9 protein-coding genes are annotated in these 9,386 nt (G+C 72.1%); 5 read left to right on the top strand and 4 right to left on the bottom strand.

Annotated features, from left to right (window positions below; genetic code table 11):
• Both AB0C29_RS20210 and AB0C29_RS20205 read right to left on the bottom strand, forming a co-directional pair.
• Positions 1-1,041, bottom strand: a 1,041-nt coding sequence (locus AB0C29_RS20210) for a M14 family zinc carboxypeptidase (RefSeq protein WP_360822205.1), incomplete at its 3' end; no start/stop codon positions are given.
• A 56-nt stretch (positions 1,042-1,097) separates the two neighbouring features.
• Entirely contained in the window at positions 1,098-1,811 is a 714-nt protein-coding gene (locus tag AB0C29_RS20205; protein WP_360822203.1) for a hypothetical protein, read from the bottom strand.
• A 112-nt stretch (positions 1,812-1,923) separates the two neighbouring features.
• Between AB0C29_RS20205 and AB0C29_RS20200 the strand changes: the two genes are divergently transcribed.
• From AB0C29_RS20200 to AB0C29_RS20190, 3 genes are read left to right on the top strand one after another with little or no spacing between them, the layout of a single operon-like run.
• Positions 1,924-3,075: a hypothetical protein gene (locus AB0C29_RS20200; RefSeq protein WP_360822202.1), complete on the top strand. Its 1,152-nt coding sequence runs from the start codon at positions 1,924-1,926 to the stop codon at positions 3,073-3,075.
• The gene (locus AB0C29_RS20195; protein WP_360822200.1) at positions 3,075-3,359 is read left to right on the top strand and encodes a hypothetical protein; all 285 of its coding nucleotides are present in this window, start codon (positions 3,075-3,077) and stop codon (positions 3,357-3,359) included. Before AB0C29_RS20200 ends, AB0C29_RS20195 begins: the two co-directional genes overlap by 1 nt.
• A 40-nt stretch (positions 3,360-3,399) precedes the next feature.
• Positions 3,400-4,236, top strand: coding sequence for an NAD(P)H-binding protein (locus tag AB0C29_RS20190; protein ID WP_360822198.1), 837 nt, complete (start codon positions 3,400-3,402; stop codon positions 4,234-4,236).
• On the opposite strand, the gene AB0C29_RS20185 is transcribed toward AB0C29_RS20190, so the two are convergent.
• On the bottom strand, positions 4,229-6,331 hold the full coding sequence (locus tag AB0C29_RS20185; RefSeq protein WP_360822196.1) for an EAL domain-containing protein: 2,103 nt from the start codon (positions 6,329-6,331) through the stop codon (positions 4,229-4,231). The genes AB0C29_RS20190 and AB0C29_RS20185 overlap by 8 nt on opposite strands.
• 5 nt (positions 6,332-6,336) lie before the next feature.
• Positions 6,337-7,146 carry an SAM-dependent methyltransferase gene (locus AB0C29_RS20180; protein ID WP_360822194.1) on the bottom strand — a complete coding sequence of 270 codons (810 nt, stop codon included), beginning with the start codon at positions 7,144-7,146 and terminating at the stop codon, positions 6,337-6,339.
• A 244-nt stretch (positions 7,147-7,390) separates the two neighbouring features.
• Here AB0C29_RS20180 and AB0C29_RS20175 point away from each other — a divergent pair, with 244 nt between their 5' ends.
• Together AB0C29_RS20175 and AB0C29_RS20170 are read left to right on the top strand one after the other, a co-directional pair.
• Positions 7,391-8,884, top strand: a complete 1,494-nt coding sequence (locus tag AB0C29_RS20175; RefSeq protein WP_360822192.1) for an NlpC/P60 family protein — start codon at positions 7,391-7,393, stop codon at positions 8,882-8,884.
• Positions 8,885-8,888: 4 nt separating this feature from the next.
• Positions 8,889-9,386, top strand: a 498-nt coding sequence (locus AB0C29_RS20170) for a hypothetical protein (protein ID WP_360822190.1), incomplete at its 3' end; no start/stop codon positions are given.

Below are 9,386 nucleotides of genomic sequence, written 5' to 3'. Positions count from 1 at the left end.
GTCGACGCGTGCCAGCGAGGACACGACTCCCGGCAGTGAGGGGCCGCGGGCCGGGATCGCGTCTGCCCGCGCCGGATCGGCCCGCCGCAGCGATCCGTCCGCCGCCGCCTGCACGGTGGCGAGCATCGACACGAACGCGGTGCGGATCTGGAACTCCACCTGCTCGGCGGGCAGATCGGACAGCTCGACGAGCAGCGACGCACTACCCAGGATCCCGTACGCGTTGCGCGCGATGCCTTCGTAGTCGCCACCGGGATAGCGCGTCACGTTGGCCCCGGCCACCCGGGTCATGGCGGTGTCGTTGACCACCGCGAGCCGGCGCGCCGCGGTGACCGCCGGAGCCGGGGCCAGCGGGCTGGTCGGCCACAGGATCGAGGCGGTGGTCTCCCGGCCGTCGGGCTGCAGGTAGCGGCCCTGCATGTGGTAGTCGATCACGACCTGCGGCCGGGTGGCCTGCCACAGCCGCAGGATCGCGCGTGACTCGGGCACCGGGTTGTCCCCGATGGGCGTGAGCGGGTTGTGGAAGCGGTTGATGTCGTACCCGACGCCCGGCTCGGTGTAGTCACCGGTGGCGGCCGGGTCGTGGTTGTAGCGCTGGTTGCGTACCGCGCCGTCCGGGTTGGCCTGCACCACGACGTCGATCGTGACCCGGCTGAGCAGCCAGCGGTGCCAGGCCGTGCGGGGCACACCCAGAGACCACAACAGGCGTACGGCGGCAGGCGTGCCCAACGGCTCGTCGCCGTGCTGCTGGGTGACGTAGAGCAGCCGGGTGGGGCCGTGCCCGACGCTGGCCAGTCGCAGCGCCCGGCCCTCGTTGCTGCGGCCGATGACGCCGAGCCGGACCCGGCCGTCACTGTCCCGAGCGATGCGGGCGAGGGAGCGACGAACCTCGTCCGGGCTGGGCCGGGCCGGGATGAGCCGGGCGGGCACCTCCGACACACTGACCGGTGCAGCCGGTGCGGAGGTGCCGGCCCGGGCGGGAGCGGCGAACAGAGTGGTGCTGAGCAGGACAGCGGTCACGGCGACGATGAGCGACTTCATCCGGGTTCCCCCTGATCGACGTTGATCGATGAACGTCGCTCCACCGTACCGTCGAACTAGCCCGCCTTGCCGATCGACATGTACTGCACCGTGTCGCCCTTGAGCTCGAAGAGGACGGTCCAGCCGGCGTGGCCTTCGACCGGCAGCTCGTACGCGGTCTTGGAAGTGCTCTTGAGCCCCTTGCCGGCATAGGCCGCCTTCAGCTCGGCCACCGACGAACCCCGCTTGATCCCGGCCTCCGTGACAGCATCCTTCGGCGCGGCGATGGAGCTGAGCTTGCCGTCCCGGAAGGAGGCACCCCCGGCACCGAGGTACGCCTCCAGCCGCTCGACGATGCGCTGCGTGGAATCGGCGTACGCCTTGGCGGCCTTGGCCGAACCGGCCGCGGAAGTGTCGGTGCCCGCATCGGCCTTCTCGACGGCCTTCTCGAGCTTCTCGTCAGCGGCCATCCGCTTGGGGTCGGGCTTCGGGCCGCCGACGAAGGAGTACACGTTCTTGCCGAGCACGGTGGAGACAGGCTCGGTCTGCAGCTCCCCGGTGGCCAGCGCGTCCTTCTCGGACATGGTGATGGTGAGCTTGCCGAAGGAGTCCGGGCCGAAGTACTTGACGGCGGGCGCACTGGAGGCGGCCGGGCCGGCGCCGGCGACCGAGGCCGGCTCGGCGGCGGTCGGCGTCTTGCAGGCGGCGGTGAGGCCGGCGACGGAAAGGGTGAGGAGGCCGGCGATGGCCCGCCGGCGCCAGATGAATCGATGAAGGTCCCCGTTATGCATGCGGGCAGCCTAGATCGCCCGCACCACCAAGATCCATCGACATATCCCCCACGTCTGGCCGAACGGCTATACAGTGACAGGCGCCGATGGCAAGACAGGGATCGGGGGCCTCATGCCCGGCACTAACCCGCTCGTGGCAGGAGAGGCGAACACCCCCGTCAGCCCGTGGGCCGGAGTCTGGATCGCCGAGGACATCGAAGCCGTCCTGGCCGGCATCAGGAGCGGCAGCTGGATCGAATCCACGCTCGGCGCGGTCTCGGCCGGCCTGGACGCTCTGGCCTTCATCTCCGACCCGATCGGCGGGCTGCTGCAGTACGGCGTCGCCTGGATCATCGAGCACGTCAAGCCCTTGTCCGAGGCCCTCGACTGGCTGGCGGGAGATCCCGGTCAGATCGCCGCACAGGCCCAGACCTGGCGCAACGTCGCCACCTCGCTCCGCGACCGGTCGGCCGACCTGGACCGGGCGGTGCGCTGGGACGTCGCCGACTGGACCGGCCGGGCCGCCGACGCCTACCGCACCTGGTCGGGACAGCAACGGGACGCGGTGGGCGCCCTGGCGAGCGCCGCCGAGACCATGGCGGCGATCACCGAAGGCGCCGGCATGCTGATCGCCGGCGTCCGGGTGATGGTCCGGGACGCGATCGCTGTTGTGGTCTCGCGGCTGATCTCGTACGCCGCGGAGGAGGTCTTCACCCTCGGGCTCGCAACACCCTTGGTGATCGAGCAGGTGAGCACGCTCTGCGCCGCCTGGGCCGCACGAATCGCCACCTGGTTGCGCGGCCTCATCAGCAGCTTGGCCCGCCTGCGCGGTCTGAGCGACACGGTGACCGAGGCAATCGACGCTCTCAAGCATCTTCTGAGCCGCCGGCAAGCCGTTTTGGAGGAGCCGACCCTGAGCCGGGTCAAGAAGCGGGGCGCCGGGCCGATCCAGTTCTTCGAACTGGAGTCGGTGGAGACCATCGCCGCCAAGTACGGCATCGACGTGTCGGACCTGGACATCTCGCTGGGCGACAAGAAGATCCGCGGCGTGTGCGGCCGCACCCGGCCCGACGGCAGCATCGTGCTGTTCCCGGCCGGTTTTCGGAGCGAGGAGGATCTGGCCCGGACTCTGGCCCACGAGAAGTTCCATCACGACGAGCTGGCCCAGGGGAAGCCCTTCCCGGCCGACGACGCGGAACTGGACCGGTGGGAGGACCGCGCCTACGACCACGAGGAAGAATGGTGGAACAACCAGCCGATCCGGCCGGAACCGAGGAGGAAGTAGTGGCCACCTACGACGACTGGCTGGCGGCGTACACAGACGTCTACGACGCCATCCCGCGCGACGCCGGTGTCGCCTGTCCCCACTGCGGTCACAAGGCCCTGCGACTCGTCTTCACCGGCGACCTCGAACGCGCGATCGGCTACGGACACTTCTGGTGCGACAACTGCCTGCGGGGAATCGGCATCTCGCGGGCGCCCATCCCGGAGGGCGCCGTGGTGCAGGACATCCACCTTTCCCGCGAAGCGCGCGAGCCGAAGATCCCCAATTTCACCCTGGTCTCATAGCCGGCGACCAGGGACAGCACATCTGGCCGAGAGGAACGGCATGATTCTGGTTACGGGGGCGACCGGCACCATCGGCAGCGCGGTCGTCCAGGCCCTGCACGACACCGGCGTACCGGTCCGCGCCCTGGTCCGTGACCCCACCAAGGCCGCCGACCGCCTCCCCCGCGGCACCGACCTCGCCACCGGCGACCTCAACCACCCCGAGTCCGTAGCCCCCGCCCTCCCCGGCACCGACGGCCTCTTCCTCCTCGCCGGCTACGACAACGCCGAGCAACTCCTGGCCGACGCCCGAGCCGCAGGCGTCGGACACGTCGTCCTGCTGTCGAGCAGCTCAGTCCTCGGCACCGACACAGACAACGCGGTCGCCCGCTACCACCTCGCCGCCGAGCGGGCCGTTGCCGGCAGTGGCATTCCCTGGACGTTCCTGCGGCCCAACAGCTTCATGACCAACACGCTGCAGTGGAAAGACCAGCTCGATCGGGGCGACACCATCAGCACCCAGTTCCCCGACGTTGCGGTGTCCACCGTCGATCCCCGGGACGTCGCCGAGGTCGCCGTCCGGGCGTTCACCGAGCCCGGCCACGAGCTGCAGCGCTACCGGCTCACCGGGCCGCAGGCCCTCACTCCCGCCGACCGGGTCGGCGTTCTCGCCCAGGTGCTCGGCCGGCCGCTGCGGGCGGTCGGCCAGACCCCGGAGCAGACCCATGACGAGCTGTACGCGACCCTTCCCGCCGAGTACGCCGCGGCCTTCGAGGCGTTCTTCGCCGGCGGTGTCATCGACGAGACCACGGTCACGACCACCGTCGCAGAGGTGACCGGGCATCCGGGCCGCACGTTCGCCGGCTGGGTGAGCGATCACCGCGCCGCGTTCAGCTGACGGGTTCCTCGCGCAGCAGGTCGGCCACGCCGGCCGGGAGCATCGGGCGGGCGAACAGCCAGCCCTGGCCCGTGTCGCAGCCCAGCGCCCGCAGCCGGTCCGCCTGCAGCCGGGTCTCGACCGCCTCGGCCGTCACGCTGATGCCGATCGTGTGGGCCAGCCGGATGATCGTCTCCACGATGCGTTCGTCCACCGAGTCGCCGCCCGCCGGATCACGGAGGCCGTCGACGAACGGGCCGGCCAGTTTCAGCGTGTGCACCGGCAGCCGGCGCAGGTACGCGAAGTTCGAGTACCCCGTGCCGAAGTCGTCGATGGCGATGCGGATGCCGCGCTCGGCCAGGCTGGCCAGCGCCTGCAACGGGCCGTTGGTGTCCATGATCGCGCTCTCGGTCAGTTCCAGGACCAGCAGCGACGGGTCCAGGCCGGTACGCGTGAGGATGCTCTCCACCTCCGCCGGCAGCGTCGGCTCGTGGGCCTGCGAGACCGTGATGTTGACGCTGACCGAGATCCGTACCCCGGGGAAGCGGCGGGCCCAGTCGGCCGCCTGGCCGCACGCCTGCTCGAGGACCCAGCGGCCCAGCGGCACGATGATGCCCGTCTCCTCGGCCAGGGTGATGAACGAGTCCGGGGTCAGCTCGCCGAGCTGGGGATGCTGCCAGCGCAGCAGCGCCTCGACGCCGATCAGGCGCTGGTCGGCCAGGCTCACCAGCGGCTGGTAGAGCAGGGTGAACTCGCCGCGGTCGAGGGCGTCGGGCAGCGCCGCGGCCAGCGCGTACCGGGCCGCCTGGCGGGCGTTGCGGTCGGCGTCGTACATCACGAAGCGGCTGCGGCCCTCGGACTTGGCCACGTACAGGGTGAGGTCGGCGGCCTTCATCAGCTCGGCCGGGCTGGTCGCGTGGACGTTGCTCTCCACCACGCCGATGCTGGCCGACACCCGCATCCGGTGCTGGCCCAGCTGGTACGGCTCGGCCAGCACGGCCAGGGTCCGCTCGGCCAGCTCCGTCAGCTCCGTCGGGCCGCTGGAGTTCTCGATCAGCAGCACGAACTCGTCGCCGCTCATCCGGCCGGCGAGCTGGCGGAAGTCCGCCGCGCACGTGCGCAGCCGCTGGGCCACCGCCACCAGCAGTTCGTCGCCGACCTGGTGGCCCAGGGTGTCGTTGACCCGTTTGAAGCCGTCCAGGTCCAGGTAGCACAGCCCGACCCGGGCGTCCGGGTCGCCGGTGTCGAAGATGCGCTGAAGCTGCTCGCCGACCATCGTGCGGTTCGGCAGGCCGGTCAGCGGGTCGTGGGTGGCCTGATGCTCCAGCCGGTGCTTGAGCCGGCGGCGGTCGGTGATGTCCTGGACCATGGCGATGGTGAACTCCGGGTGGCCGGCCTCGTCGCGGATCAGGGACACCGTCAGATCGGTCCAGACGACGGCGCGGTCCTTGCGGTAGTAGGCCTTCTCCATCCGTACGTGATCATGCTCGCCGCCGATCAGCGCCTCGTACATCTTCCACATCTCGGGCGGGTCTTCGGGGTGGTTGAGCTGCGGCACCAGCAGGCTGCACAGCTCCTCGGTGGTGTAGCCGAGCAGGTCGGCGAACGCCTGGTTGACCTGGACGATGCGGCCGTCCATGGTGCTGACGCCGATGCCGATCGCCGCGCCGTGGAAGACCGCCCGCAGCCGTGCCTCGCTGGAGCGCAGCGCGCGCTCGGCGGAGGCGTGTGCGCTGAGCACCGACCGGCCGAGCAGCTCCTGCTCGGCCATGGTGGCGTCGCGGATCGCCGTCGCGTAGCCGGCGGCCACGGCGGCCTGGATCTCCACGATCCGGTCCGGTCCGGCTCCGGTGGCCCCGGCCAGGTGGGTGCCGATCAGGGAGACAGTGGCGGCGAGCACGGCCGGCTCGGTCAGATGCGCCTCGACCAGCGCGGAGCCGACCGCCCCGACCGCCCCGGGGTCGAACGACCCGGCCCGCGCCGCCTCGGCGAGCCGGTCGGTCAGGCTTCCCAGCAGGGCGTCGAGTCCGCCGAGGTCCATCGGCACGAAGCCCTCGTGGGCCACCAGCCGGCGCCAGCACGCCGTGAAGTCCGTCAGCCCGCCCTGCGAGCCCATCCCGGTCAGTCTTTTCTGCCGACGCCGGCGTAGGCACCGACCTGCTCGGGGTGCTCGTCGGCCGGATCACCGGGGTCCGGCCGCCACTGCGGTATGAACACCAGACCGGGATCGACCAGGGAGAACCCGTCGAAGTAGGCGCCGATCTGCGCCCGCGTGCGCAGCACGATCTCGGTCGCGGTACGGCCGGAGAGCCGTTGCGCCTCCACCACCTCGCTGGGCTGCCCGTCGGCCGTGGCGTGCGACACGAGCAGGTAGCTGCCGGGGGCCACGGCGTCCCGCAGCGCCGCCACGGTCGCGGCCGGCTCGTCGCTGTCCGGCACGAAGTGCAGCACCCCGGCCAGCAGCACGGCGACCGGCTGACTGAAGTCGAGCAGCCCGAGCCGGCCGGCCTCGCCGAGCACCCGGTCGACGTCGCGGACGTCCGCGCAGATCACGCCGGCCCGGTCCACCCCCTTCAGGATCGCCCGGCTGTGCTCGACCGCCACCGGGTCGATGTCGACGTAGACCACGGCCGCGTCCGGGGCGGCGGCCAGGGCGATCTCGTGCACGTTGCCGGCGGTCGGGATACCCGAGCCGATGTCGAGGAACTGGCGTACGCCCTGCTCGACCAGGTAGCGCACCGCCCGGCGCAGGAAGACCCGGTTGGACCGCATGGTCTCGCCGATGTTCGGCGTCATCGCGGCGATCTGCTGGGCCAGCGCCCGGTCGACCGCGAAGTTGTGCGCCCCGCCGAGGAAGTAGTCGTAGACCCGCGCGGCGCTGGGCCGATCGACGTCGATGCCGGCTGGAACCCAGTCGGACGGTCCGGTCACGGTGGAGCCTCCCTGTCGCGGCGCGCGGTCGATCTCCACAATGGCCCGTGGCACCGCCCCCGGCCCTCGGCAAAGCGGTGCGTCAATACCGGACGAAGGGGTGAACCTGGCCGGAGGCGCGGTGCCCGATCGGGCACCGATCGGCACCCCGGGCCGTGCCTGTTCCGCCCGCCATCGGCACCCCGGCCGTCCCTATCGTGGCGGGATCGCGGCCGGCGACCTCTTCCCGGCGAAGGAGGGGCCCATGCGGACGTACTCGGCCGAGCAGATCTACGGCTTCGCGCTGAGCGCCGGGTTCTCCCCCGACGCGGCCGCCACCATGACCGCGATCGCCCTGGCCGAGTCGCGGGGCAACACCGGCGCGCACAACTCGACCGGCGAGGACTCCCGGGGGCTGTGGCAGATCAACGCGGCGGCGCATCCGGACCTGGCCCGCCGCTACGACCTCTACGACCCGGTCCACAACGCCCGGGCCGCCTTCGAGGTGTCCGGCGGCGGGGCCGACGTCTCGCCGTGGACGGTCACCCACGGCGGTTCCTCCGCGCGCTACCTGCAGTACCAGGACGAGGCCCAGGGGGCTGCGGTCGCGGCCGGCCAGCCGTCCGGCCTGGGCGTCTGGACCGGCACCCCGGGGTACGGGCACCCGCTCGCGCCCGGTGGCGGCGCAGGTGGCGGCGGCGGCGCGGCCTTCGCGCAGGGTGCCACCGGCGACAACGCAGCCCTTGACCGTTTCCTCGAGGTCGCCCGCAACCAGATCGGTGACCGGTACGTGTTCGGCTCGGAGGCCGACCTCGACGACGCCGACCCGGAGGTCTTCGACTGTTCCGAGCTCACCCAGTGGGCCGCGAGCCAGGCCGGGGTGACCCTGCCCGACGGCGCCACCCAGCAGTACCTGCACCTGAAGAAGCTCGGGGTGCTGGTGCCGGTCGAGGAGGCCAAGGACATCCCCGGCGCCCTGCTGTTCTCCTTCGACCGCGAGCCACGCCTGGGCGACGGCCGTACCCCGGGCGCGCACGTCGCGATCAGCCTCGGTGACGGCGCCACCGTGGAGGCCCGCAACTCGCGCGACGGCGTCGGCCAGTTCACCTCCGGCGACCGCTTCCAGTACGCCGCCGTCATCCCCGGCATCTCCGACGGCGAGGCCACCGTCCCGCCCCCGGTCACCCTGCCCCCGGTCGAGCCGCCACCCCTGCTCGGCGGCCCGGACACCGACGCGGACGGCCTGAGCGACGCCTACGAGCAGCAGGCCGGCTTCGACCCGGCGAACCGGGACACCGACCGCGACAACCTGCCCGACGGCTACGAGGCCGTGGTGATCCGCACCAACCCGCTGCTCGCGGACAGCGACGCCGACGGGCTCTCCGACGCGTTCGAGATCCCCAGCGGGCTGGACCCGAACTCGCCGGACACCGACCGCGACGGCCACCTCGACGGCAGTTTCGCGGCCGACTGGCGCGACGACGACCGCGACGGCCTCGACAACCGGCTGGAGCAGATCAGCGGGCTCGATCCCACCCGGGCCGACAGCGACAACGACGGCATCGCCGACAAGCTGGAGCTGCAGAGCGGCCCGGACCCCGCGGCCGACCCGCCCGGCAGCCCGCTCGGCCCCCAGGATCCGCTCCGCCCCCAGGATCCGCTCGGCCCCCAGGATCCGCTCGGCCCGCCGGGCCGGCTCGGCCCCACCGACGCCCGGGAGCCGCTGGACGCCGACCCGTACGACTTTCCGGTGAGCTGAGAAGATGCACGTCGAGATCGTGCTCCCGCACGTGCCGGCCGACCTGGTGCCCGGCACGCGCACGACGGTGCCGGCCGAGCTGCACAACCCTTCCGGTACGGCGGTCAGCCTGCGGTTGTCGGTCGCGCGGGGCCGGGTCGGCGACTGGGCACTCGTCGAACCGGCGACCGCCGACCTGGCCGCGGGCGGGCACACCACCGTCGAGGTGGTCTTCGACCCACCGGCCGGCACCGCGACCGACGCCGCCCTGCTGCCGTTCACCGTGCGGGCGACCGACGCCGCCGACGACGCCCGGGTGGGTTCGGCCACCGGGCTCGTGCGGTTGACCGGCCGCGACGACCTCACCGCGACACTGGGCGCGGAGGTGGGCACGGCAGCGGTCGGCCGGTACGCCCTCTGGCTGCAGAACCGCGGCACGAAGGCGGTCAGTCTCGGGCTGGCGGCACGGCTGGAGCCGGACACCGGCCGGGCCACGGTGGAACCCACCGTCGTGGAGCTCGCC

It is taken from the genome of Actinoplanes sp. NPDC048791 (assembly GCF_040650095.1).
GTDB lineage: Bacteria > Actinomycetota > Actinomycetes > Mycobacteriales > Micromonosporaceae > Actinoplanes.
This window is presented reverse-complemented; position numbering and strand designations above follow the sequence as displayed.